This is a genomic window from Streptomyces fuscichromogenes (assembly GCF_014645815.1).
Classification (GTDB): Bacteria; Actinomycetota; Actinomycetes; order Streptomycetales; family Streptomycetaceae; genus Streptomyces; species Streptomyces fuscichromogenes.
Window position 1 is genome coordinate 25,770 of sequence record NZ_BMML01000021.1, and the last position, 21,604, is coordinate 47,373.

Genomic DNA, 21,604 nt, shown 5'->3' on the forward strand with positions numbered 1-21,604 from the left:
TCAACGCGCGCACGACTGGCTCTCCCGATCGGTAACTAAGGCGAGCCTTACCTTATCTGTTGTCGGGAGTACGTTGGACAGGAGGAGGTCCCACGATGACCGTGAACCTGAACCACACCATCGTCTCCGCACACGACAAGCACGCGTCGGCCAGGTTCCTCGCCGACATCCTCGGTCTTCGAGTCAGCCCGGACTACGGCCCGTTCGTCCCGGTCGCACTGCCGAACGGCGTCACGCTCGACTTCATGGACACCCCCGGGGAGATCCCGCCGCAGCACTACGCCTTCCTGGTCTCCGAGGACGACTTCGACGAGATCTTCACCCGCGTCCGGGCGGCCGGGCTCGACTACTGGGCGGACCCGCACCACAGCCGTCCCGGCGAGATCAACACCAACGACGGCGGCCGCGGCACCTACTTCGACGACCCCGACGGCCACCGCCTGGAGATCCTCACCCGCCCCTACGGCAGCGGCGGCTGACCCAGCGGAACGGCCGCCCCGCGCGCGTACGACCGTACGACCGCCCCCGTCGCGGCACCGGTGCGTGCGGCGTCGGCCTCCGCGGCGTCGGTCTCCGCGGCGTCGGTCTCCACGGGGCGTACGACATGGACGCGCCCGCGTCCGCCGACCCGGCCCGTCCCGTCGGTCACCTCCAGCACGGTGTTCTCGTCGATCGCCACGCCGTACGGCACCGACCCCCGCGACACGGCCGCGACCAGCCGCCCCAGCGTGCCCCACTGGGCCGCGTGCACGTCCACCGCGAACGGCACCAGACCGAGCCCCGGGCGCACCTCGACCTCTTCCAGGTCCTCGGCGGTGTCCGGCGGACAGACCGGGACACCGTCCGCCAGCCAGCCGCCGACCACGGCCCGCCGGGCGGCGAGCACCGCTCCGGCGGAGAACCCGGCGTAGGGGATGCCGCGTTCGGCGAGCAGCCCGGTCAGCCGCCCCGCGCACTCCGCGAACGCGTCCTGGTACCCGGGCGTGAGCCCACCGCACACCAGCAGCCCGTCCAGACCGTCCGCCAGCAGGCCGGGTTCGAACCGTCCGCCGAGCGGTACCGGCAGGGGCACCGCCGCCCCCTCCCCGGCCCCGGCGGCCCGCAGCGCCGCCGCGTACCGCGCGAACTGCTCCTCGCCGTCGCCCTCGTCGAGGAGCACACACCCGATCCGGCCGCCGCCCGAGGCGCGCAGCAACGGCCCGTACACCTCGGGCGCCGCCTCCCAGCCGCCACCGATCAGAAAAGTCCCGCCGCCCACGAAGTGGTCCCTCCCGTACCCGGGGCCCGTCAGGCCCGCAGCCCCTTGAGTCCGTCCTGGGCGGCCATGACCAGCTCGATGCCCCGGTTGTCGGCGGCGGGTTCGCGCATCTGGTTCGTCACGTACGCCATCGCCAGCCGCTCGTCGGGGTCGATCCAGACGAGCGCGCCGCCCCAGCCGCCCCAGCCGAGGGCGTTGCCGAAGAGGCCGTAGCCGAGGCCGTAGCGGGCCGACATGCGGAGGATGCGGTCCTCGCCCTCGAACTGCACCTCCCGCGCCCGTGCGCACCCCTCGGGGGACAGCACCCGCACCCCGCCGACGGTTCCGCCGCAGGCGAGCAGCGACTGGACGAGGGCGACCGAGCGGGCGTTGCCGTAGCCGCTCGCCGCGGGGATCTGCGCGCGGCGCCAGGCGACGCTGTTGGCGTCCCGGACGCGGAGCGGGGTGGCGGTGCCGGCGGTGGCGGGGGCCGTGTCGCGGTTCGCCGCGCCGGCCGTGTAGTCCTCGTCCCGGCCCGGCGGCGGCACGGTCGGTGCCACCCGCGGGTCGTGCTCGGGGCCGAGGCCGAGACGGAAGTCCGCGTCCAGCGGCCCGGCCACCTCCGCGGCGAAGAACTCGCCCACGCTCTGCCCGGTGATCCGGCGGAGCACCTCACCCACCAGGAACCCCTGGGTGAGCGAGTGGTACCCGGCCGCGGTCCCCGGCTCCCACTGCGGGGCCTGCCCGGCCAGCCGGGCCGTGGCGGTCGCCCAGTCGTACACCTCCTCGACCGGCCACTCCCAGTCGGGCAGCCCGGCGGTGTGCGACAGCAGATGCCTCACCAGCACGTGCCGCTTGCCGGCCGCCGCGAACTCGGGCCAGTACCGGGCGACCGGCGCGTCCGGATCCAGCCGGCCCCGGTCGATGAGGACGAGCGCGCAGAGCGCGGTCATCGTCTTGGTCACGGAGAACACGTTGACGATCGTGTCCCGCTGCCAGGTCCGGGTCCGTCCGGCGTCGGCGAACCCGGCCCACACGTCCACCACGGGCCGCCCGTCCACGAAGACGGCCACGGCACCTCCCACGTCGCCTTCGTCGATCAGTCCGGCGAGTGCGGCGGGCACGGCGGTGAACAACTCGTCGTAGGAGCCCTCGATGTCGGCCATGCAGGCCATTGAGCCCGCGGGAGCGCGCCCCCGGCAACCGAATATCCGGCCCGGCGGCCCCGTGCCCGGCCCACCAGGCCGACGGACGTCGTCCGGTGCCCGGTCCCCACCTGGCCGCGTGCGATGCCGACGACCCGGCCCGCGTCCCGCGCACACAGCGCCGCCACCAGGGCCCGGTGCCCGCCGGTCGGCTGCGCCGTCCGCTACGACGCCTCGACGCCACCTACGTCCGGGAGCGCCGCGGTCCCGCCGTGCGGGGTCGTACGTCCTGGTCCCGGCGGTCGGCGCCGTCGTCGGCGTGTGGCTGCCGTGCCACCTCGACGACAAGGCCCGCACCCTCGGTCCGATCCGGCCGGCCATCCGCGTCCGCCGCCTCGCCAACCTCACCAGGGGCTTCCGCGAGGCCCCGCCGGTGACGGCCTTCGCCGGAGACGGCCTGCGACGAGGAACCGGCCCCGGCGACGGATCCGCGGCCGGCCCGCTGACGCCGGCTGCGGACGGCGGCGGGGCACGGAATCGACGGGAACCCTCCTGCGTTGAGGAGGGTGGGCATCGGACGCCGGTGGAGACGCGAGCCGGGTAGCCCGAGTGACCAGGCCGACGAGTATTGGAGGGGCCGCGATGACTGTGCAGACGCAGAGGGCCGTGCTGGCGGGCGGATGTTTCTGGGGGATGCAGGACCTGATCCGCAGGCAGCCGGGCGTGACGGCGACCCGGGTGGGATACACCGGGGGTGACGTACCGAACGCGACGTACCGTAACCACGGCACGCACGCGGAGGCCATCGAGATCCTCTTCGACCCCACGAAGACCGACTACCGGGCGATCCTGGAGTTCTTCTTCCAGATCCACGACCCGAGCACCAGGAACCGCCAGGGCAACGACATAGGCCTCAGCTACCGCTCGGCGATCTACTACGTGGACGACGAGCAGAAGCGGATCGCCGAGGACACCATCGCGGACGTGGACGCCTCCGGCCTGTGGCCGGGCAAGGTGGTCACCGAGGTCGAGCCGGTCGGCCCCTTCTGGGAGGCCGAGCCCGAGCACCAGGACTACCTGGAGCGCTACCCGGACGGCTACACCTGCCACTTCCCCCGCCCCGGCTGGAAGCTGCCGGCCCGCGCCCAGGGCTGACCGCACGGCGGCCCGGCGAACGGCGGAGCCCGGCAGCCCCGAGGCTCCGCAACCGGGCCCGGCGCGCGTACCGGCGGTAGCCGCTGGGACACTGCCGTCATGGACACCACACCCGAGCAGATAAGCGCCCGGACCGCGGCCGCATGGACGGTCGCGCTCGCGATCCTCGGAGGGTTCACCGGGTGGGCGTGGGACGGACCGTTCCTCGCCGTCACCTGTGCCCTCTCCCTCGCGGGTGGCGGCGCGGTGGGCACGGTCCTGTCCCGCCGCCGGATCATGGCGGCCGTCCAGGAGGACCAGGGCAAGGCCGCCGCGCTCGGGTACGCCGACGGGATCGCGGACATGGTGGTGCTCGGGATATCGGCGTACCGGGCAGTGGTCTTCCCGCTGTCCGGTTCCGACGCGGTGGACGTCGCCGAGCGCAGGGCGCGCCGCAGGGCCGCCTACCGCCTCACGGCCGCCGAGGGGCTCCCCCACCAGATCCGGGAGGCCGCGGCCGCCGCCCTCGAAGCGATCGACGACGGGGGCGACCGCCGGACGCAGTCCGCCATGGAGGATCTCATGAAGGCCGTCCGGGAGCAGCGCCACAGGGCGTGAAGACTGCTCCGCGGGGCACCTGCTAGCGTCCGCCCCCGTGAACGACAGCGTGTACGTCGGCAATGCGGGCAAGGACGCGTCCCTGGACCGGGGATGGCTTCTGGGGCACTTCAAGGACGTCGGCGATCCGCGCCACAGCGAGGCGGTGGAGGTCAAATGGGGCGTCCACCCCCGGGGCGACGAGCGCTCGCAGTGGGTGCGGGGCGAGGAACGCACCGCCCTCCTGGTGCTCGTCAGCGGCCGCTTCCGAGTTGAACTCCCCGGCCGCAGCGTCCTGTTGGCAGAGCAGGGTGACTACGTCGTATGGGGCCGCGGAGTCGACCACTGGTGGTTCGCGGAGGAGGACTCGGTGGTCCTCACGGTTCGCTGGCCGTCCGTGCCCGGCTACGCGGTGACGGACGGAGGTCCGGGGCAACCGCCGTGCTGAGCGCGCGGCTGAGCGCGCGGCTGAGCGCGCGGCTGAGCGGAAGCGACGGCCAGGGTCTCGGCCTGTCTCCGCCCCCGGCCGATCTCCGGTCCCGGTGACGACGGACCGGTCGAAGGGCTGACTACCTGGTCCCCGGAGCCCGACTCGCCGCGGCGGCTGCGGCTTTGTTGAGGGCCTCCGCCGTCTCCGGATCGGCCGGCAGGAACGCCTCCAGCTTCAGTTCGGCGAGTGTCACGTCGACGGCGGTGGCGAACGTCGTCACGGTCGTCATCAGCCGCAGCTCACCGTACGGTGACCGCAGCCGGAGCGGGACCGCGAAGCCGAGCAGGCCGTCGGACGGCCCCGGTTCGGGTACGTACCCGGCGAGCTCGGCCCGCAGCTCCTCCAGATGGCCGAGCCGGGCGAGGATGTGCCGCGCCCACTCCGCGAGGTTGCCGATCCGGGGAGCCAGCCCGCGGGGATGCAGCGCCAGCCGGTAGACGTTCGTGCCCGGTCCCCGCAGCTCGGCGGCGGCACCCTCGGTGATCAGGTCGAACGCGGTGTTCGCGGCGACCAGACCGCCCCCCTGGTCCACCACCAGCGCCGGGTAGGGCAGATGCCCGCGCAGGATGTGGTCGAGTGCCGTACGCACGGGCGCCAGATCCGGGCCGTCCAGCGAACTCTCCGTGTAGAGAGGCGCGTACCCGGCGGCCATGAGCAGTTCGTTGCGCTCCCGCAGCGGCAGCTCCAGCGACTCGGCCAGGCGCACCACCATGTTCCGGCCGGGAACGGACCGGCCGGACTCGATGAAACTGACGTGCCGTTGGGTGGTACCCGCCCGCAGCGCCAGATCGAGCTGGCTGACGCGACGGCGGGTACGGCGTTCGCGCAGTGCGCCGGGGAAGTCCATGGCACCCGTTGTAACGGCTGCGGGGGACACCGGGCCATTCCCCGCGGGGAATTGTCGCCGCCCACGGCGGCCGTGACGATCTCCGGCATGGACATCGGCGTACTGCTTCCGACCGGAACCGCCCAGTGGGGCGAGGCCGACGACCCCCGAGAGCTGATCGGCTTCGGCCGCCGGGCCGAACACCTCGGCTTCTCCTCCCTCTTCGTCAACGACTCCCTGATCAGCCCGCGTGTCGAGGCCCTCACCATGCTGGCCGCGCTCGCCCCGGTGACGGGCACCGTCACCCTGGGGACGGCCGCGCTGCTGCCGTTCCTCCGGCGGCCGGTCCAGGCCGCGCAGTCACTGGCGTCGGTCGACCTGCTGTCCGGCGGGCGGCTCACCGTGGCCGTCGGCGCGGGCTTTCCCGGCCGCTTCGGACAGCCCCTGTACGCGCTCTCCGAGGTGCCCTGGGCAAGCCGCTTCCGCCGCCTGGACGAGACCGTCGCGCTGTGGCGGAGCCTGTGGGACGGCGCGGACCGCTTCCACGGCCGGCTGCTCCGGTTCACCGGCATCCCGCCCACGACCAGGCCCTACCGGGCCGGCGGCCCGCCCGTCTGGCTGGCCGGCGCGACGCCCTCGGCACTGGCCAGGACCGGCCGGATGTACGACGGATGGCTGCCCTACCCACCCGACCCCGCCGACTACGCGACGGGCCTGGCCGCGGTCCGCTCGGCGGCCGCCGACGCCGGCCGCGCGGCAGGGGACATCACCGGCGCGCTGTTCGTGTCGGTACGGATCGACGACGACGCCGAACGGGGCCGCGGTGCCATGGACGCCTACGCGCGGGCCACGTACGGAATGCCGCTCGACCGACTGGAGCAGATCCAGGCGGTCGTCACCGGTCCGGCAGCCCGGGTCCATGAGCGTCTCGGGCAGTACGCGGCCGCCGGCGCCCGGCACCTCGTCATCCGCCTCGGCGCACTCGGCCTGCGCTCCCAGCGCGACCAACTGGAGCGGACGGCGGACCTGATCCCCGCCCTGGCCGATGCCTCCTGAGCCCCGCGGTTCAGGCCGTGCGGTCGGCGTCCCCGAGGTTCAGGCCGTGCGGTCGGCGTCCCCGAGGTTCAGGCCGTGCGGTCGGCGGCCGTGCCGACCCAGCGGTGGTAGGCGCCGGGGTCGACGTTGCTCCCGCACACGATGGTGACCACATGGCGGCCGGCGAAGCGGTCGCGGTCTTCGAGGACCGCCGCGACACCGAGCGCGGCCGACGGTTCGACGACCAGACCGGCGTGGTCGAGGAGCATCCGCATACCGGCGACGATCGACGCCTCCCGGACCAGCACGGCGTCGTCGGCGACCAGGAGCAGGTCGTCCAGGACGGCCGGGACGGGATGCCGGCCGGCGACCCCGTCGGCGATGGTCTCGGCCGAGTCGGTGCTGACCACGCGCCGGCCGTGCCACGAGTGCGTCATCGCGGGCGCGCCCAGCGGCTGGACACAGACCACCTCGACCTCGGGTGCCCGTTCCTTCAGCACATGACCCACGCCGGTGGCCAGCGCCCCGCCGCCCAGCGCGATCAGGACGGTGTCGAACGACGTCGCGGACTCCACCAGTTCCAGGCCGATGGTCGCCGCGCCCTCGCAGGTCTCGATGTCCAGGCTGTCCTCGACCAGCCGGATGCCGTCGCAGCGCGCGATCTCCGCCGCCCGCTCGCGAGCCGCCTCGTGGTCGCCGTCCACCAGTTCCAGCCGGGCCCCCAGCGCGCGGATGCGCTCCAGCTTGGCCACGGTCGCGAAGCGGGAGGCCACGACGGTGACGTCCAGCCCCCGGCCGCGACCCGACCAGGCGAGGGCCTGACCCAGGTTGCCCGCGCTCGCGCACACCGCGCGCGGCTCTCCGCGCCCGGCGAGCAGGCTCGCGACCAGCTCGGTCCCACGGGCCTTGAAACTGCGGACGGGGTTCGCCGTCTCGAGCTTGATGCTCACCGCGCACCCGAGGGCGGGTTCCAGCGCCTCACAGCGGTACAGCGGACTGCCGAGAAAGACCGGGTCGATCACCTGTCGAGCGTCCAGGATCCGAGCGGTGTCGAGGCGCGTCTGCGGCATGGCAGCGGAGCATAGCGCTCGGTTCCCGGCGGCAGCGGACGCCGTTCGTGGCCACCCGCGGCCTCCTGCCCTGATCGCGCGCGCCGTTGCGCCACCCCCGGGGGTTATCGCCGGTGCGGGCGCTCCCTGCGTCAGCCCGGTGGAGGGGACCGGAACCGGCGCAGCAGCTCGTGTGCGGCCGGGCTCTCCGCGTCGAAGGTCTGGGCCCGTTGTCCGGCGGGAAGAGCCGGTCGGTGGAGCCGTACGCCCGGATTCCCCACCCCGGGGGGGGAAGCAGCGGTACGGATGGCCTTCCGGCAGGGCGGCGATCAGGGACAGGGCCTGCCGGGCTCGGTGATGCGGACGACCTCGACGAGCTCGGTCTTCCCATGGGCCGGCGGCAGCAGCATGCCCCCAGCCTCACCGATCGTGACCGTCCTGACCAGGGACGGGCAGCCGTGGCGTCACATGTCCCGGCAGGCTTCGGCTTTGAACTCCGCCAGGGGGACGGCGACCGTGGATTCGTCGCCGTCGTCCGAGATGCTGTCGTAGAGGACCTTTCCCGGGGTGAGCCGGTCCCGGTCGGCCCGGGTGAAGGAGACGCTGCCCGCCGACCACGAGTTGTCCTTGGTCCAGCCGTAGAAGGCATAGGTGGTCCCGGCGGCGAGCGGACCGGGAGACTTGGTCGTGGTCCACCCGGCGGCAGCGGAATCCAGGGGCCAGGTGGCGACACCGGCCCTGAGGGGGCGGTCGGACGTCCACGAACCGACCGTCACCGTCTTGTCGGTGTCATCGCTGTCCACGTAGAGGGTCGCGCCGTCGATGTGATGCCCGCAGACCAACATGACACCGAGCAGATGACCGTCGGCGGTCACGGAGATCCCGGCGACGGCATCGACGGGAACCGTGCACCCGGAGGTCGAGGCCAGAGCCGCACCGACCGCGACGGCACCGGCGAAGCGCCGGAACACCGGCCGTGACATGGTGGTCGGACGCATGGCCCCCTGCCTCCGGAGACCGCGCACGGGCCTCCTCCCCTGTCCTCGGATGGTAGGACGCACGAGACACCGCGCCGCCCGCCGCCACCGACCCGATGCGCGCTCGTTGCCGTCTCGTGGCTGCGGACCCGGTAGCCGCCGGAGTGGAGGAGACACCAGACGTACAACCGTTCGGGACCGGCGGGAGTCTAGCGACCGCAGGAGTGTTCTCCTGGAAGACGCTGTCAGTTTGCCCCCTTTCCATCAGAGGTTCTCCCCATGCCGATGCGTCCGCACAACCGCCGTACCCGTCGTGCCTCCGGTGCCTCTCGTGCCGCTGTTGCCGCCTTCGGTGCGGTCGGTCTGATCGCGCTTGCCGCGGCTCCCGCCGCCTTCGCCGACGAGACCGCACCCGAACTGGTCGTCGGAGGCGTCGAGCCGATCGACGGGGTGAAACCGGGGAGCACCTTCGATGTGCCGGTCACCGTGGCGAACAAGGGCACCGGAGCCGCCGAGAAGGTGTGGGTCTACTACGGCGTCACCCGGGGACTGGACTTCGCGGAGGTTCCGTCCAACTGCCGAGCGCAGTACGTCCGGTCCTATGACGAGATGCCCGAGCGATGGACCGTGGTGTGCGAGTTCGACCAGGCCGTGGAGCCGGGCGTCGTCTACACGCCCGAGACACCTCTGCGTGTCAAGGCACTGGACCGCGCACTCAACGACGAACTGCGCCTGCGCGTCGGGGAAGACGATCCGGGGGTGGACGACAACGGCACTACGCCGGTGGCGGGAACCGCACCGGCGGTGAAACTGGTCGAGAGCCGGACCGGGGGCGCGGGAACCGGGTGGATCGTCGATGTGCCCGTCACCTCCGTCAACACGGCCGACTTCCAGGTGACGGGTGCCGCGTTGAAAGGGAGCGTCGGTGACACAGTGCCGTTGAAGGTGGGGTTCACCAACGCGGGGCCCGCCTGGGTCATGACCAAGGTGGGGGTCAAGTCCCCGACGGTCGTGATCACACCGCCGCCCGGAACGTCGGTCGTCAAGGCCACCCCGTTCTGCAAGGCCGAGGCCAAGGCCAAGGGCGCGGCGTACGAGTGCGGCATGAGTCAGCCGGCTCTCGACGAAGGCGGTCGACTGACCTACACCCTCCAGCTGAGGATCGACAAGCGGGTGGCGCACGCCAAGGGCTCGGTGGCGCTGAGCGACGACGCGCGGCCGGTCGACCCGGACAAGGCCAACGACAAGGCCGACATCACGCTGGACGTCACCGGCGGACAACCGACCGGCTCGAACGGCGGCTCGACGGGCGGCTCGACCAGTGGTGGCTCGACCAGTGGTGGCTCGGCCGGCGGGTCGTCGTCGACCGACGACGGTGGGACGACGGCGAACGGCGGCACCCTGGCGGCGACCGGGTCCTCGGCGCTGCCGGTCACGGGCGTGGCCGCCGCGGCGGTGGTCACGGGTGCGGGCGTGCTCGTCATCGCGCGCCGCCGCCGGGCCCAGAGCCCGAGCTGACGCCTGACACCTCACACCTGACACCTGACACCTGACACCTGACGACAGTCCGACGCGACGGCGGTACCCGCCCCGGATCACCGTGTCTGGAAGGCCGCAGTCTGCTTCGGCCCGGAAAATGCCGAAGCGCAGTCCGGGCAGGTCGTATGCCCCAACAGCTGAGTCAGATGGTCTGCGGCCGCCGACTGCCCGGCCCTGACGGCCGGACCGCGCAGTCGCGACGCCGGCGGAGTGTCCATCAGCGCGTTCGGCCTCCTCGGCGGCATGGACTCCCCCGGACGGTCCGGGCTGCCCGGCAGGCGGGCGCGACATTATGACCTATGACATATTCATATTGTCCTAGGTCAAATGCTAGGGTCGGGCCCGGAGGTGGACGGCATGCTGATCAGCGGGACGAGCGCGGCGGAGATCGCCGGCAGTGTGCGGGATCTGATCGCGTCGGGCGAGCTGGCGCCGCAAGACCCGTTGCCGTCGGTGCGTACGCTCGCGGAAGAGCTCGGCGTGAACCGGAACACGGTGGCGTCGGCCTATCGGCTGCTGGTGGTCGCGGGCGAGGCCGTGACGCGCGGGCGAGGTGGCACGGTGGTGGCCGGGGTACCGCAACTGGCCAGTGAGGGGGCGTGGTTCGGGGGGCGGCTGACCGATCTGGCCAGCGGCAATCCAGACCCGAAACTGCTGCCCGACGTACTCGACGCGCTCCGTGGCGACGGGTACCGGCCGGCGCTGTACGGTGCGCCTCCCGTCGACGAGCGACTGGCCGGCTGGGCTGCTGAACAGTTCGCGCCCGACATCGGGGAACGACGCTTCCGTGTCCTGATCACGCACGGCGCGGTGGACGCGACGGAGCGGCTGCTGAACGCCTACCTGACGCGCGGGGATGCGGTGGCGGTCGAGGACCCGTGCTTCCTTGCGAGCATCGGCACCCTGCGGCTGAACGGTTTCCGGACGGTGGCGGTGCCGGTCGACGGACAGGGGATGCGCCCGGATGCCCTGCGCGCGGCCCTGGAGAGCGGGGTACGGGCGGTCGTGTGCACCCCCCGTGCTCACAACCCGACCGGCGTGAGCATCAGTGAGGAACGGGCCGCCGAACTCCGGACGGTCCTGGCAGACCATCCAGGGGCGCTGCTCATCGAGGACGACCACTTCTGGGCCGTCTCCCGCACCTCCTATCACCGGATGACGCCCCCCGACAGTACGCGGTGGGCGCTGGTGAGGTCGGCGTCGAAGTTCCTCGGCCCGGACCTGCGTCTGGCCCTGCTCGCCTGCGACGAGGAGACCGCCGCACGCCTTGAGACCCGCCTCAACACGGGCACGACGTGGGTGAGCGGACTGCTTCAGCACGCCGCCCACGTCCTGCTCACGGACCCGGATGTCACCGACCTCACGGCGCGGGCGCGCGAGATCTACGTACAGCGCAGCACGCTGCTCCTTGTGCGGCTGGCTGAGCACGACATCGACGTCCCGGACGGTTACCGGCCGAACGGGCTGAACGTGTGGATCCCCCTGAAGACATCGGCGCGCCCGGTTGCGGACATGCTGGCGCGGCGCGGCTGGGCCGTGCAGCCCGGCGACCTCTTCACCTCGGGAACGTCCAGGGCTCAGGCCGTACGGGTGACAACGTCCATGCTCACCGAGGAGCAGGCCGCGCAGTTCGCCGCCGACCTCGCCGGCATCCTGCACGGCCCCGACCGGTACTGACCGGTACTGACCGGCACAGGCACCCTACGTCCCCCCTTTCCTTCCTCCCCGTCCCAGCCGGCTGCGGCGTGCAGCCCGGCGCAGGGTGGCACCGTCATCACAGAGAGGCTGGCTCCGCCATGCGTACACACTTCGTCGTCCACGAGTCCTTCGAAGCACCGGGGGCCTACGAGGACTGGGCCCGGACCCGGGGGCACGAGATCGGCTACTCCCGCATCCACGAGGGCGATGCGCTGCCAGCCGACGCGGAGGGCATCGATCTCCTGATCGTGATGGGCGGTCCCCAGCAGCCCAGCACGACCACGAAGGAGTACCCGTACTTCGACGCCGCCGCGGAGAAGTCCCTCATCGCCGCCTGCGTCGCGGCGGACAGGGCGATCATCGGCATCTGCCTGGGCGCCCAGCTCGTCGGAGAGGCGCTCGGCGCCACGTTCGACTCCAGCCCGCACACCGAGATCGGCTCCTTCCCCGTCTCCCTCACCGCCGCGGGCCGTCGACACCCCTTCCTCACCGGCCTCGGGGACACCTTCGACACCGGGCACTGGCACAACGACATGCCGGGGCTCACCGATGACGCCACCGTGCTGGCCACCAGCGCGGGCTGCCCTCGCCAGATCGTGGCCTACAGCCGGTACGTGTACGGGTTCCAGTGCCACATGGAGTTCACCCCGGCCTGCATCGACGCCCTGATCGAACACTCCGACAAGGAACTCGCCGAACTCGCCGACCGCCCCTACGTCCAGCAGCCCGACCAACTCCGGGCCAACGACTACACCGCGATGAACGACCGGCTGGCAGTCTTCCTCGACCGCCTCGCCGCGGACTACGCCGACCGCTGACCGTACTGGGGCGGCGTCTTGGGGGCTTGAGCGCAGTCCGACCGACCGTGCGGCAGAAGCCGCCTCTCACCTGCACGCAGCCGTCGGCGACGGCGAACCGCCCGCAACCCCCGGCCGACGGCGCCCCATGGGGTCAATGCGGAGAAGGGCGGCCTTGTGTGCACGGCAGGCCGGTGCAGCCCTGGAGGCCGTCTCACCCGGCTGGACCGAACACGGTCACGCGGAAGCCACCACCTCGCCGGCCATGACCTCAGGGGGGTTGGGGAGCAGTGACGCAAGGTTGTCCCGCACGAAGTCCGAAGCCATCGAGATCGACTCTTCGGCACCGGCCCGGTCCTGGAAGACGCTGGTCGAGACCATCACTCCGTTTCCGGCGTCGATCCAGTAGTAGGCCACAAAGCCGGAGACCCGACGCATGAGCGGCACGAACCCCTCGTTGACCAGACGTGCCGCCTCGGCCGAATCGGTCACCCCTTCGTACCGCCGGACTGCTACGTACATCCCCATACTCCTCACGGCTTACTGGGCTCGTCCTCTGCTGAGACGTGGTATCCCTGCAACAGCCGTCTGGTTCATGAGGGGTCCGACAATCACCCCAAGGGCCGCCTTGTGTGATCCGAACGGCGGTCGCCGGCCCGGTGGCCGCCCACAGCACGGAAGCGGTCGTGAACGCGGCTTGATGATCCACGTCATCCGGCCCCGCTTCCACACGGCGGGGAAACTGCCGTCGCGGACAGCCACAGCAGCCGGCCTTGGTCGCCGGCAAGCGCAAGGAAGAACAATCCGCGCTGCGGGGGCCGTCCACAAGTAGCGCGGGACGGGCGCGGTGAGCGGGATCCGCTCGCGACCCACCAGCCCTCGCAGAAGCCGCCCACCGGGCTGCATGTTTGCTCCGGCCCGGCCGAGTGGCAGGCGGCCGTCGATCACCGAGCCGGCGGCGGCAACGAGTCGGGCATTCAAGGCGACTTTCGGTTGCCAGGCAACCCGCGCCGACTTCTTACCCTTTTCACAGATGGCACACAAACACCTCCTCCTGTGCCTGCAACACGTGCACGACTCGTCCCGACCAGACGCAGAAAGAGCACTCATGACCAGACAGCACCCCAATGCCTTACGGCGTTCGGCGGTCATCGCCGCTGCCGCCCTCACCGTCGGCGCCGCCGGAACCCTTGCCGCGCCCGGCGCGGGAGCGGCGACACCGGCGGGCACGCCGAAGCTCCAACTGATCTCCGCTACCCCCGCGGTGACCGTCGACCGATGGGAAGGCGAGCCGGGGCTCTACCTTGACCTCGGCACTTACATCACGGTCGACGGGGGACCGTTCGAGCTTCGGGTGACGCGCAAGTCCTACAACGACCCCGTCGTCGCGTCGCAGGTGATCCGCTCCGGCGGCCGGACGGTGACCAAGACCCTGCCGAAGGGCCTGGTGAAGGACTTCTCGGGGCTGCCGGGCTTCCTCAAGGTCAGCATCAGCGACGAGTCGGGCGCGAAGAAGGTCGACACCACGCAGTCGTTCTGCCCGAACAACCGGGCGGGCCGGATCCGGCCGGATGCCCCGGCCACCTCGAAGTACCCCGACGGTTGCTCCGACAACCCGTTCGCCCTCGGCGGGGTGTGGGGTGTCGAGAAGGGCTGGGCGGCCGCCACATCCCAGGGCTTCCGTGCGGACAACGCGATCGACCTGCCGGCCGGCGTCTACACCGCGAAGGTGTCGGTGGCGAAGAAGTACCGCGACTTCTTCGGAATACCGGACAAGACGCGGACCATCAAGGTGACGGTCCGCCAGCAGGACTCCGGCGGGGGCCAGGGTCTGGCCGGCGCTGAGCGCGGGCGGAAGAGCGCGTCGAAGAGCCCGAAGCCGGCCGCCGAACGCCTGGTCGGCAAGGCGGCCGTCGCCGCCGACATGCCCAAGCCCGACCTGCGTGCCCTCCCCGCGTACGGTATCGCGATCACCGACGGGGCCGAGGGCGGAGCGGGTGCCGTCGCAGCCAAGGACTACCTCGCCTTCAGCGCCACCGTCTGGAACGGTGGCCCCTCGCCGCTGGTCGTGGACGGGTTCCGCAAGCCCGGCGCGGAGAAGATGGATGCGTATCAGTACTTCTACGACGCCAAGGGCAAACAGGTCGGGTACACACCCACCGGCACCATGGAGTGGGACCCGCGGGAGGGCCACCAGCACTGGCACTTCAGCGACTTCGCCAGCTACCGGCTGCTCGGCGCGGACAAGAAGGAGATCGTCCGCAGCGGCAAGGAGGCCTTCTGCCTCGCCAACACCGACGCCATCGACTACACGGTGAAGAACGCCAACTGGCACCCGTACAACACCGACCTCGCCACCGCCTGCGGTGAGGAAACCGCCGTCTCGGTGCGCGAGGTGCTCGACGTCGGCAACGGCGACACCTACAGCCAGTACCGGCCCGGTCAGTCCTTCGACGTCACGGACCTGCCGAACGGCACCTACTACATCCAGGTCATCGCCAACCCCGACAACCGGCTCAAGGAGCAGAGCACGACCAACAACGTCACGTACCGCAAGGTCGTCCTCGGCGGCACGCCGGGCGCCCGCACGGTGACCGTGCCGAAGTACGGCCTCATCGACGCTTCCTGATCACCTGGCGGGCGGGGGCAGACACCTCCGCCCGCTCACCGGCAGAACGCTGGACGCCGGTCGTACGGCACCACGCGTGTCCGCCGCTCCGCTACGGACCCATGATCTCGCGATGCAGTGCGGCCCAGAGGCGCCCCCGGCTCCATTGGGCGAAGCGACGGTAGACGCTGAGCCAATTGGAGTTCCGTCGGGTTCCTCAGATGCGGCAAGGAGGGTATCCCCGTATGTGGCCAGGTGAGAGCAGTATCAGGCAGTGCCACCGGACCGTTTGAAGTTCCTGCAGAAGACGGCAGATCCTGCGAGCGTGACCAGTAATTTGCCGCTTCGTGCAGGAATCCGGAAGTCGCCGTCGTCTGATGCTGCTTGCGCCTCCGGCCGAGGACACCGCCGGAGCCGTCGCGTCGACGCCGGTGGCTTCGGTGACCAGCCGAGTGGAGTTCTTGTCGTGGTAACCGAGGGCCTTCGCGATGACGGGGGCTGACGCAGCGGGGAACCTCTCACCGCTCCCCGGCAATCGTCCGTCTCGTGCCGGTCCTGCTCACGAGCCAGGCGCCGAGCGCCGCCAGGAGGGCTGCCGCCAACCCGTACACCGGCAGCCAGAGCGTCGTCGTGGACGCCAGGCAGTCGTTGACGGCGTGCTGGCTCTGATCGCTCTGCGCGTACGCCAGCGCCGGGCTGTCGTGGCTGCCCAGGTCGCTTAGGGCGGCCTGTGCCTGGAGCGCCGCGTAGCTGCCCACGTGGGCGCACTTGGTGCGGGTGGCCGGCATCGGGAAGAACCAGCTCCAGCGCTGCATGGCGGGGGCCACCGCGAGGGCCACGCACAGGCCGACGACCAGCGAGTAGGCCGTCAGGCTCCGCACGTACTCGGACCTCGCGCCGGGCGTGAGGGCCGGCGGGCGGGCGAAGGAGAGGATCAACGCGAGCAGTGTGACGCCGAGGTAGGTGGAGAACCACTGCCACGAGCCGGAGGAGAGCGCGAAGGCGAGCACGCCGGCGAGTGCGGTGCCCAGCACCCCGGCCCGATTGCCGGCTCCCTGGTCCGGGCCGGTGGTCATGGAGCCCTCGGCGCCTGGGCGGCTGCGTTCGTCCATGCTCTCTCCTTCCTGGCTCCGGGCCATCAGTGTCCGGCCGCAGCTTCCTCCGGGCACTCGCACCATGCCGTTCGACCCGCCCCGCTCGCCCGGTTGGCCGGGCTCGCTGCGTCGGACGTGTGCGCTCCACGCCGCGTGAAGAGAGCATCGCTGCGACCATGCCCCTAAGCGAACCCAAGTGTCTCGCGCCTGAAGAAGCCCCATCCCACTGCGGGTTAGCCGCCTCGCTGCCTTGAGAATTCGCGAACCCGCTGGTTTCCTCATCTCAGCGGACTCGTGAGCCATCCGGACTGGCAACTCGCACGGTGCTGCGGCTGTCGTCGAGACGGCGTACTCCGTCGTAGCGAGCAGCAGTCGAAAATCGGTGGCCACCTGAGCTGGCCGACCCCACGCTGTACGCCATGGAAGAACCGCACCGCGGGATCCGCGCGCTCCACACGGCATCCACGATCACCGTCTACCAGGCCTACGCCCCTGAAATCGGAGTGCCCGCCGTCCGCGACGGCCGCTTTCCCTCCACGTGGCTGCGGGATCGCATGACGTGGATCAAACCCAGCTTCCTGTGGATGATGTACCGCTCCAACTGGGGGACCGGTGCCGGGCAGGAGACCGTTCTTGCCGTCGAGATCACTCGCGTCGGCTTCGACTGGGCGCTGCGCCACGCCTGCCTGTCGAGCTACGTTCGCGGCCTGCATCCCGATCGCGGCACCTGGCAGCGTGAACTCAAGCGCGCACCGGGCCGTGTCCAGTGGGACCCTGAACGCGACCTGAACCTGCGTCCCCTGCCGCACCGCTCGCTGCAACTCGGACTCTCGGGCGAGGCATCGTCGCTCTATGCGGACGAGTGGACCGTGTCCATCAGCGACGTGACTCTCCTCGCCCGAGAAATCCGCACACTCGTCAATCGTGGCGATCTGGACTCCGCGAAACGGCTGCTTCCCCAGGAACAGCGATACCCCGCCGGTGACGAACTGCTCGCTCACCTGCGGCCCTGACCAGCAACACGCCGGCAGCCGTTCATGGTCATGCCGACAGCATGGTTGAGGTCTATGAAAGCGGCTTGATGACCCGCGTCATTCTGTCGCGCTTCCATACAGCGGGGAAACGGCCCTCGCGGACGGCGGGCAGGCCGATTTCCGGGGAGTACGCCTGGTAGACGGTGATCGTGGAGTCCGTATGGGCCGCACGGATCCCGCGTTGCGGTTGTTCCATGCCGTACAGCGTGGGCTCGGCCGGTTCGGGCGGCCACTGATCTTGTCGGGCACGGCGCCTTCCCGGCCTGTATCGAACGAGCCGCACAGGTCGTCAGTGCTGGGCGGTGCTGAGTTCAGGATGGCAGGGCCGGTCACGGCGGTCTGTCGCCGCTCGTCGTGAGGGCGACGGTCTCCAGGACCGTAGGCGCTCGCGTCGGGAGTCCTGCAGACGATGCCGACATCGGAACGGGACTCACGGTGTCCTGAGGGTCCGATCGCAAGGAGGAGGAGGCACCGGCCACCGGACGTGCAACTGTCCGGGATCGTCAGGAGTCTAGCGACGAAGGAATGTTCACCTGGGAAAAACCGTCCGTTTGCCCGCGTTCCGACAGAGGTTCTCTCCATGCCGATGCCCCCGCACTACCGTCACTACCGTCGCGCCTGCCGTGCCGCTGTTGCCGCCTTCGGTGCGGTCGGTCTGATCGCGCTTGCCGCGGCTCCCGCCGCCTTCGCCGACGAGACCGCACCCGAACTGGTCGTCGGAGGCGTCGAGCCGATCGACGGGGTGAAACCGGGGAGCACCTTCGATGTGCCGGTCACCGTGGCGAACAAGGGCACCGGAGCCGCCGAGAAGGTGTGGGTCTACTACGGCGTCACCCGGGGACTGGACTTCGCGGAGGTTCCGTCCAACTGCCGAGCGCAGTACGTCCGGTCCTATGACGAGATGCCGGAGTTGTGGACCGTGGTGTGCGGGTTCGACCAGGCGGTGGAGCCGGGCGTCGTCTACACGCCCGAGACACCTCTGCGTGTCAAGGCACTGGACCGCGCGCTCAACGACGAACTGTGGCTGCGGGTCGGGGAGAACGATCCGGGGGTGGACGAGAACGGCACTACGCCGGTGGCGGGAACCGCACCGGCGGTGAAACTGGTCGAGAGCCAGTCCGGGGGCGCGGGGTCCGCACGAGTCGTCCAGGTGCCCGTCACCTCCGTCAACACGGCCGACTTCCAGGTGACGGGTGCCGCGCTGAAGGGGAGCGTCGGTGAAACGGTGCCGATGAAGGTGGAGTTCACCAACGCCGGACCCGCCTGGGTCATGGCCAAGCTGGGGATCACGCCCGTCAGCGTCATCGTCACGCCGCCGGCCGGAACGTCGGTCGTCAAGGCCGCCACATTCTGCAGGTCCAAGGGCGGGGCGTACCGGTGCGGCATGCTTGCGGGGGCTCTCGACGAGGGCGGCCAACAGGCCTACACCTTCAAGCTGAAGATCGACAAGCGCGTGGCGCACGCCCGGGGCACGGTGGCGCTGAGTACCGAGGCGCGGCCGTTCGACCCCGACAAGGCCAACGACAAGGCCGACATCACGCTGGACGTCACCGGTGGGAGGCCGGGCGGCTCGACCGGCGGCTCGGCGGGCGGCTCGACCAGCGGTGGCTCGGCCGGCGGGGCGTCGTCGACCGGCGGGGACGGGACGGCGGCGAACGGCGGCAGCCTGGCGGCGACCGGGTCCTCGGCGCTGCCGGTCACGGGCGTGGCGGCCGTCGCGGTGGTCACGGGCGCGGGCATGCTCGTCATCGCGCGCCGCCGCCGGGCCCGGAGCCTGAGCTGACGACCCTCCGACGCGAGCGGTGTCAGCTGTCCCGGGCCGCCGGTCCGGGACCTCCGCGCTGCCTTGACCGGTGGCGCCCCAGGCGGCTCCCGGATCTGGGCCGGCCCTTCGAGCGGCGCCCACGAACTCCGTTGCCGGTGACGCGATGGAGTCCTCGGCGCGGCTCGGCGAACCGCAGGCACGCCGAGCCCCGGGCATTCGCCTGTGGCCGAGGGAAGCGGTCGGCCATCGAGTTGAGACGGGACCGGTTAGCCGGCCACGCCGGCGGATCTGTCCGTGCACGGGTGGGGTCTGGAGGAACGTCCTACCGGTTGATCGGGAAGCGGTGGACCGTTGACTGCCGGGTCCGGAAGCCGAGACGCTCGTAGAGCCGGTTCGCTGCCGCGCGATCGGGCCGAGAGGTGAGATCCACCGTCCGCGCGCCCGCCTCCCGGGCGATCCGCAAGGCCTCTTGAGCGAGGAGGCCGGCGACTTCCCGGCCCCGCGCAACGCTGTCCACGACGACGTCTTCGACGCGGGCGCGCACACCGGACGGAAGCGGCAGCAGCACCAGGGTCAGGGTGCCGACGATCTCATCGGACATCCGGGCGACGAGGACGGTGTTCGCGTCGCACGTCACCATCTGGTCGACTGCTTCATGGTCGAGCGGCTTCGCCGTCGACGACAGCTGGGGCAGCAGCCGACCGAAGGCATCCACGAGTTCCTGACTCGCTTCCCGGGCGATCTCCACACGGATGTCCATGCCCGTGAGCCTGTCCACCGCCCGGAGCCGGTCAGGGGCACCGTGCGCGGACTACGCCTCAGTGGCCTCCGGAGCAGGGGCGATGCCGGTCGGGCACGAGGCGCCCCAGTTCGCTTCGAACGGGTCGCCCAGCTTGACCCCCGTCCCGCCCAACCCGCAGTACCCGCCCGGGTTCCTGTCGAGGTACTGCTGGTGGTAGCTCTCTGCTTCAGGCAACATAAGAAGTCCTGAAGACACTAGGGGGAGTTGGCGTGAGCAGCAGCGATCACTTAGTACCTGTGGTGGCCTACGCGAGGATCTCGGCTGACCTGGCCAGGGACGCTCACGGGGTGGAGGACCAGCACAAGATCAATGACGAGACGGCCGCCGCGGTCGGCTGCCGGATCGTGCACTACTACACAGACAACGACCTCTCGGCGGCGAAGGCCGATCTTGTCCGACCGGGTTTCGAGGCGATGCTGAAGGTCCTCAAGGCCGGCCGCATGCCGGACGGTCAGGCCGTGCGTGGCGCCATCGTCGTTGCGGACGACCGTCTTGTGCGACGAGTGGGGGACTACGAGCGGTTCGTGGACGCCCTGACGTTCGAAGACGGCCGTGTGTATGCGGACGCCAAGGGGCTCAAGGATCTCTACAACGAAGACGTCGAGTCGATGGGTCTGTTCGGCGTCGTCATCTCAAAGGCCGAGGTGCGCAAGATCCGGCGCCGCACCCGCCGCTCTCACCGTCGCCGCGCCGAGCAAGGGATCCCGGTCGGCGGCACCCGCCCCTTCGGCTGGAACGACGACAAGCGAACTCTCCGTCCCGAGGAGGCGGAGCGGCTCGCCCAGGCGGTACGCGACGTCATCGCCGGCAAGTCGCTGCACTCGATCCTCCTGAAGTGGCGCGAGGAGGACGTACGGACGGTCCATGGCAATCCCTGGGCTGCACGGTCACTCAAACTGGCGCTCTGGAACCCCCGTCTCTGCGGATGGCGCCGCCACAACGAGGAGTTGGTACGCGACGTCGACGGGATCCCGGTGGTCGGTCAGTGGGAATCCATCATCACGCCCAAGGAATGGATGGCGATCGACGCCCTGTTCTCGGCGCGGATCAAGCCCAATGTGAAAGCGGATGGGACCGTGACGGACTACCGCACACCCTCGCATCTGCTCACGGGGATCCTGAGGTGCGGGAAACCCAAGGATGACGGGCAGATCTGCAATGCTCCGCTGCGAGTTAGCACGCGACTGGACCTGTCTGGTGGGTACATCTACCAATGTCCTTCGCGTTCCATGGGCGGATGTGGCGGCAGCGCACGGAACGGCGCCAAGGTCGATGAGTACGTGACCGAAGCGGTCCTCGCGAAGCTGGAGGAACGGGCCGCGGTCAAGCAGGAGCAGGACGCCGAGTGGGGCGGCGCGCAGGAGCTGGAGCGCCTCTCGAAGAAGCAGCGGACCATGCTTCAGAAGTGGCAGGAGGACCTCCTCTCGGATGAGCTGTTCTTCCCCGAGAACCACAAGATGGAGGTCCGGATCAAGGAACTCCGCAAGGAGCGCACCGAGCACGCGCTACGGGTTCAGCGCGCATCGAAGGTGACGGCCGATGTCCGAGAGCGATGGTTCTCCGACGGTCTTGACATGGCCCAGAAGCGGGCCCTCGTCCGGGAGGCACTGCACGCGGTGATCCTCCTTCCGGTTGGGGGAGGAGGAAGGCGCCCGTTCAACCCGGATCTTCTCATTCTCAAATGGACGGATGGCTGACGCCGCCGACACCAACGACATACGACCTCGGTGGTGTTGTCAGTGGCCCCGAGTACCGTGCGGTGCGTTGGGCCGGGCGG

20 protein-coding genes and 2 pseudogenes are annotated in these 21,604 nt (G+C 70.6%); 12 read left to right on the top strand and 10 right to left on the bottom strand.

Going from position 1 to position 21,604, the window contains the following annotated elements:
* Positions 1-95 precede the first annotated feature (95 nt).
* Complete coding sequence (locus tag IEZ11_RS35470; protein WP_189267085.1) at positions 96-479, top strand: VOC family protein; 384 nt, start codon at positions 96-98, stop codon at positions 477-479.
* Here the strand turns inward: IEZ11_RS35470 and IEZ11_RS35475 are convergent.
* Together IEZ11_RS35475 and IEZ11_RS35480 are read right to left on the bottom strand one after the other, a co-directional pair.
* On the bottom strand, positions 461-1,258 hold the full coding sequence (locus IEZ11_RS35475; protein ID WP_229713555.1) for a type 1 glutamine amidotransferase family protein: 798 nt from the start codon (positions 1,256-1,258) through the stop codon (positions 461-463). The genes IEZ11_RS35470 and IEZ11_RS35475 overlap by 19 nt on opposite strands.
* 29 nt (positions 1,259-1,287) lie before the next feature.
* Positions 1,288-2,403 (bottom strand): serine hydrolase domain-containing protein, encoded by a 1,116-nt coding sequence (locus tag IEZ11_RS35480; RefSeq protein ID WP_189267086.1) that lies wholly within the window; start codon positions 2,401-2,403, stop codon positions 1,288-1,290.
* A 621-nt stretch (positions 2,404-3,024) separates the two neighbouring features.
* Between IEZ11_RS35480 and msrA the strand changes: the two genes are divergently transcribed.
* The 3 genes from msrA to IEZ11_RS35495 all read left to right on the top strand — a co-directional run bounded on the left by msrA (position 3,025) and on the right by IEZ11_RS35495 (position 4,561).
* On the top strand, positions 3,025-3,537 hold the full coding sequence (gene msrA / locus IEZ11_RS35485) for a peptide-methionine (S)-S-oxide reductase MsrA (RefSeq protein ID WP_189267087.1): 513 nt from the start codon (positions 3,025-3,027) through the stop codon (positions 3,535-3,537).
* Between the two features lie 99 nt (positions 3,538-3,636).
* Positions 3,637-4,134 (top strand): hypothetical protein, encoded by a 498-nt coding sequence (locus tag IEZ11_RS35490; protein ID WP_189267088.1) that lies wholly within the window; start codon positions 3,637-3,639, stop codon positions 4,132-4,134.
* A 37-nt stretch (positions 4,135-4,171) separates the two neighbouring features.
* Positions 4,172-4,561 (top strand): cupin domain-containing protein, encoded by a 390-nt coding sequence (locus tag IEZ11_RS35495; protein WP_189267089.1) that lies wholly within the window; start codon positions 4,172-4,174, stop codon positions 4,559-4,561.
* Between the two features lie 121 nt (positions 4,562-4,682).
* On the opposite strand, the gene IEZ11_RS35500 is transcribed toward IEZ11_RS35495, so the two are convergent.
* The gene (locus IEZ11_RS35500) at positions 4,683-5,450 is read right to left on the bottom strand and encodes a helix-turn-helix domain-containing protein (protein ID WP_189267090.1); all 768 of its coding nucleotides are present in this window, start codon (positions 5,448-5,450) and stop codon (positions 4,683-4,685) included.
* Between the two features lie 87 nt (positions 5,451-5,537).
* Between IEZ11_RS35500 and IEZ11_RS35505 the strand changes: the two genes are divergently transcribed.
* Complete coding sequence (locus IEZ11_RS35505; protein ID WP_189267091.1) at positions 5,538-6,485, top strand: LLM class flavin-dependent oxidoreductase; 948 nt, start codon at positions 5,538-5,540, stop codon at positions 6,483-6,485.
* Positions 6,486-6,553: 68 nt separating this feature from the next.
* Here the strand turns inward: IEZ11_RS35505 and IEZ11_RS35510 are convergent, their stop codons facing one another.
* Entirely contained in the window at positions 6,554-7,534 is a 981-nt protein-coding gene (locus tag IEZ11_RS35510) for a threonine ammonia-lyase (RefSeq protein ID WP_189267092.1), read from the bottom strand.
* Between the two features lie 443 nt (positions 7,535-7,977).
* Entirely contained in the window at positions 7,978-8,511 is a 534-nt protein-coding gene (locus tag IEZ11_RS35515) for a hypothetical protein (RefSeq protein WP_229713556.1), read from the bottom strand.
* 258 nt (positions 8,512-8,769) lie between these two features.
* Between IEZ11_RS35515 and IEZ11_RS35520 the strand changes: the two genes are divergently transcribed.
* The 3 genes from IEZ11_RS35520 to IEZ11_RS35530 all read left to right on the top strand — a co-directional run bounded on the left by IEZ11_RS35520 (position 8,770) and on the right by IEZ11_RS35530 (position 12,545).
* The gene (locus IEZ11_RS35520; protein ID WP_229713557.1) at positions 8,770-10,008 is read left to right on the top strand and encodes a hypothetical protein; all 1,239 of its coding nucleotides are present in this window, start codon (positions 8,770-8,772) and stop codon (positions 10,006-10,008) included.
* Between the two features lie 378 nt (positions 10,009-10,386).
* Positions 10,387-11,706, top strand: coding sequence for an aminotransferase class I/II-fold pyridoxal phosphate-dependent enzyme (locus IEZ11_RS35525; RefSeq protein WP_189267093.1), 1,320 nt, complete (start codon positions 10,387-10,389; stop codon positions 11,704-11,706).
* A gap of 119 nt (positions 11,707-11,825) precedes the next feature.
* Positions 11,826-12,545, top strand: a complete 720-nt coding sequence (locus IEZ11_RS35530; RefSeq protein ID WP_189267094.1) for a glutamine amidotransferase-related protein — start codon at positions 11,826-11,828, stop codon at positions 12,543-12,545.
* Positions 12,546-12,761: 216 nt separating this feature from the next.
* Here IEZ11_RS35530 and IEZ11_RS35535 read toward each other — a convergent pair whose 3' ends face one another.
* On the bottom strand, positions 12,762-13,046 hold the full coding sequence (locus IEZ11_RS35535) for a hypothetical protein (protein WP_189267095.1): 285 nt from the start codon (positions 13,044-13,046) through the stop codon (positions 12,762-12,764).
* Positions 13,047-13,632: 586 nt separating this feature from the next.
* On the opposite strand from IEZ11_RS35535, the gene IEZ11_RS35540 reads away from it, so the two are divergent.
* On the top strand, positions 13,633-15,153 hold the full coding sequence (locus IEZ11_RS35540) for a lysyl oxidase family protein (protein ID WP_189267096.1): 1,521 nt from the start codon (positions 13,633-13,635) through the stop codon (positions 15,151-15,153).
* A 497-nt stretch (positions 15,154-15,650) separates the two neighbouring features.
* On the opposite strand, the gene IEZ11_RS35545 is transcribed toward IEZ11_RS35540, so the two are convergent.
* Positions 15,651-16,244, bottom strand: coding sequence for a hypothetical protein (locus IEZ11_RS35545; RefSeq protein WP_229713558.1), 594 nt, complete (start codon positions 16,242-16,244; stop codon positions 15,651-15,653).
* A 401-nt stretch (positions 16,245-16,645) separates the two neighbouring features.
* Between IEZ11_RS35545 and IEZ11_RS35550 the strand changes: the two genes are divergently transcribed.
* Positions 16,646-17,239: a DUF4291 domain-containing protein gene (locus IEZ11_RS35550; protein WP_189267097.1), complete on the top strand. Its 594-nt coding sequence runs from the start codon at positions 16,646-16,648 to the stop codon at positions 17,237-17,239.
* A 61-nt stretch (positions 17,240-17,300) separates the two neighbouring features.
* On the opposite strand, the pseudogene IEZ11_RS35555 reads toward IEZ11_RS35550, so the two are convergent.
* Positions 17,301-17,456: pseudogene (locus tag IEZ11_RS35555) on the bottom strand (DUF4291 family protein); the annotation flags it as partial.
* A 384-nt stretch (positions 17,457-17,840) separates the two neighbouring features.
* Here IEZ11_RS35555 and IEZ11_RS35560 point away from each other — a divergent pair.
* Positions 17,841-19,043 (top strand): DUF11 domain-containing protein, encoded by a 1,203-nt coding sequence (locus tag IEZ11_RS35560; RefSeq protein ID WP_229713559.1) that lies wholly within the window; start codon positions 17,841-17,843, stop codon positions 19,041-19,043.
* Positions 19,044-19,347: 304 nt separating this feature from the next.
* On the opposite strand, the gene IEZ11_RS35565 is transcribed toward IEZ11_RS35560, so the two are convergent.
* A complete protein-coding gene (locus IEZ11_RS35565) occupies positions 19,348-19,785 on the bottom strand; it encodes a GNAT family N-acetyltransferase (protein WP_189267099.1) in 438 nt (145 codons plus the stop codon).
* Positions 19,786-19,836: 51 nt separating this feature from the next.
* Positions 19,837-19,992 (bottom strand): annotated as a pseudogene (locus tag IEZ11_RS35570) (peptide-methionine (S)-S-oxide reductase MsrA); the annotation flags it as partial.
* A 44-nt stretch (positions 19,993-20,036) separates the two neighbouring features.
* Here IEZ11_RS35570 and IEZ11_RS35575 point away from each other — a divergent pair.
* Entirely contained in the window at positions 20,037-21,524 is a 1,488-nt protein-coding gene (locus IEZ11_RS35575; protein ID WP_189267100.1) for a recombinase family protein, read from the top strand.
* The last annotated feature ends 80 nt before the right edge of the window (positions 21,525-21,604 follow it).

What these genes read in the sequence shown, in the direction of transcription:
- IEZ11_RS35520 (WP_229713557.1), top strand. Translation starts at nt 8,770, where the DNA reads ATGCCGATGCGTCCGCACAACCGCCGTACCCGTCGTGCCTCCGGTGCC.
- IEZ11_RS35480 (WP_189267086.1), bottom strand. Translation starts at nt 2,403, where the DNA reads ATGGCCGACATCGAGGGCTCCTACGACGAGTTGTTCACCGCCGTGCCC.
- IEZ11_RS35530 (WP_189267094.1), top strand. Translation starts at nt 11,826, where the DNA reads ATGCGTACACACTTCGTCGTCCACGAGTCCTTCGAAGCACCGGGGGCC.
- IEZ11_RS35540 (WP_189267096.1), top strand. Translation starts at nt 13,633, where the DNA reads ATGACCAGACAGCACCCCAATGCCTTACGGCGTTCGGCGGTCATCGCC.
- IEZ11_RS35505 (WP_189267091.1), top strand. Translation starts at nt 5,538, where the DNA reads ATGGACATCGGCGTACTGCTTCCGACCGGAACCGCCCAGTGGGGCGAG.
- IEZ11_RS35515 (WP_229713556.1), bottom strand. Translation starts at nt 8,511, where the DNA reads ATGCGTCCGACCACCATGTCACGGCCGGTGTTCCGGCGCTTCGCCGGT.
- IEZ11_RS35525 (WP_189267093.1), top strand. Translation starts at nt 10,387, where the DNA reads ATGCTGATCAGCGGGACGAGCGCGGCGGAGATCGCCGGCAGTGTGCGG.
- msrA (WP_189267087.1), top strand. Translation starts at nt 3,025, where the DNA reads ATGACTGTGCAGACGCAGAGGGCCGTGCTGGCGGGCGGATGTTTCTGG.
- IEZ11_RS35545 (WP_229713558.1), bottom strand. Translation starts at nt 16,244, where the DNA reads ATGGACGAACGCAGCCGCCCAGGCGCCGAGGGCTCCATGACCACCGGC.
- IEZ11_RS35500 (WP_189267090.1), bottom strand. Translation starts at nt 5,450, where the DNA reads ATGGACTTCCCCGGCGCACTGCGCGAACGCCGTACCCGCCGTCGCGTC.
- IEZ11_RS35470 (WP_189267085.1), top strand. Translation starts at nt 96, where the DNA reads ATGACCGTGAACCTGAACCACACCATCGTCTCCGCACACGACAAGCAC.
- IEZ11_RS35490 (WP_189267088.1), top strand. Translation starts at nt 3,637, where the DNA reads ATGGACACCACACCCGAGCAGATAAGCGCCCGGACCGCGGCCGCATGG.
- IEZ11_RS35535 (WP_189267095.1), bottom strand. Translation starts at nt 13,046, where the DNA reads ATGTACGTAGCAGTCCGGCGGTACGAAGGGGTGACCGATTCGGCCGAG.
- IEZ11_RS35510 (WP_189267092.1), bottom strand. Translation starts at nt 7,534, where the DNA reads ATGCCGCAGACGCGCCTCGACACCGCTCGGATCCTGGACGCTCGACAG.
- IEZ11_RS35565 (WP_189267099.1), bottom strand. Translation starts at nt 19,785, where the DNA reads ATGGACATCCGTGTGGAGATCGCCCGGGAAGCGAGTCAGGAACTCGTG.
- IEZ11_RS35550 (WP_189267097.1), top strand. Translation starts at nt 16,646, where the DNA reads ATGGAAGAACCGCACCGCGGGATCCGCGCGCTCCACACGGCATCCACG.
- IEZ11_RS35560 (WP_229713559.1), top strand. Translation starts at nt 17,841, where the DNA reads ATGCCGATGCCCCCGCACTACCGTCACTACCGTCGCGCCTGCCGTGCC.